Raw genomic sequence first — 1,204 nt, 5'->3', positions numbered from 1 at the left:
TGCTGGTATGGTTGCGCAAGCACGGACGACAGGACTGGAGCGCCTCGGCGGCGGCCAAAACCACGATGGGAAATCAAACCAGCCAGCGCAAGCCGCTCACGCCTGAGCAGCGCATCAAGGAATTGGAAGTGCAGTTGCGGGAGGCCCAAGAGAAGGCACGCCTGTTCGAGGCGGTGATCGACGTGATCCAGAAAGAGCATGGGGCGCGCGTCGTAAAAAAGCCTTCGGGCAGGTCCTCACGCAAAAGCTCGTCCAAGGGCTGAGTGTGGGCAGGGCCTGCCGCTACATTGGCATCAGCCGCCAAGCGTACTACAAACGCCAGCAAAGCGAGACACGGCAAATCGCGCGTGAGGCCAAGGTCTGTGCGTTGGTCAACCACTTACGGCTGCGCCAGCCGCGCTTGGGTACGCGCAAGCTCCAGCACGTGCTGCGCACGCCGCTGGCCGAGGCAGGCATCCAGGTTGGCCGGGATCGCCTGTTCGATATCCTGCGTGCAGCCCGGCTGCTGGTCGTGCCGCAGCGGGCGTATCACAAGACCACACACAGTCATCATCGCTTCCGGCGCCATCCCAATCTGCTCAAGGACGGCCCGAACCAGGTCATCCCCACCGGGCCGGAGCAGGTCTGGGTGGCCGACATTACCTATCTGCCGACCGCCCAGCGCTGTGCGTACCTGAGTCTGGTGACTGACGCCTACTCGCGCAAGATCGTGGGCTACCGCGTGCATGACAGCCTGCATGCCGAGTCGGTCGCCCAGGCGTTGAAGATGGCGCTGAAGACGCGCCATACGCGACAGCCTCTGGTTCATCACTCGGATCGGGGCATCCAATACTGTTCAGCCGAGTACCAGCGCATCCATCAGCGGCACGGCATCACGTGCTCCATGACCGATGGCTACGACTGCTACCAGAATGCCCTGGCCGAACGGGTCAACGGCATCCTCAAAGGGGAGTTGCTGCTCAAGCGCCCCGCCGACCTAGAGCAGGCCGCACGCATGGTGGCGCAGGCCGTGCATATCTACAACCACGAACGGCCTCATCTGGCCTTGAAATACAAAACGCCCGATGCGGTGCATCGGGCGCTCGGAGACTGAGCACAGTGTCAACCTATGGCAGGACTTGACAAGCGGATCGCTGCTTATTTCAGCATCTGCACGGCGCCGGAAACCGTCACCGTGACCTGCGCCTTGCCGCCCTCGATGGGC

The 1,204-nt window shown here is 62.7% G+C and carries 1 pseudogene; it reads left to right on the top strand.

Going from position 1 to position 1,204, the window contains the following annotated elements:
* Positions 1–1,093 (top strand): annotated as a pseudogene (locus HQK15_RS18225) (IS3 family transposase); the annotation flags it as partial.
* Between the last annotated feature and the right edge of the window lie 111 nt (positions 1,094–1,204).

This window comes from Aeromicrobium stalagmiti (genome assembly GCF_013283745.1).
Classification (GTDB): domain Bacteria; phylum Actinomycetota; class Actinomycetes; order Propionibacteriales; family Nocardioidaceae; genus Aeromicrobium; species Aeromicrobium stalagmiti.
This window is presented reverse-complemented; position numbering and strand designations above follow the sequence as displayed.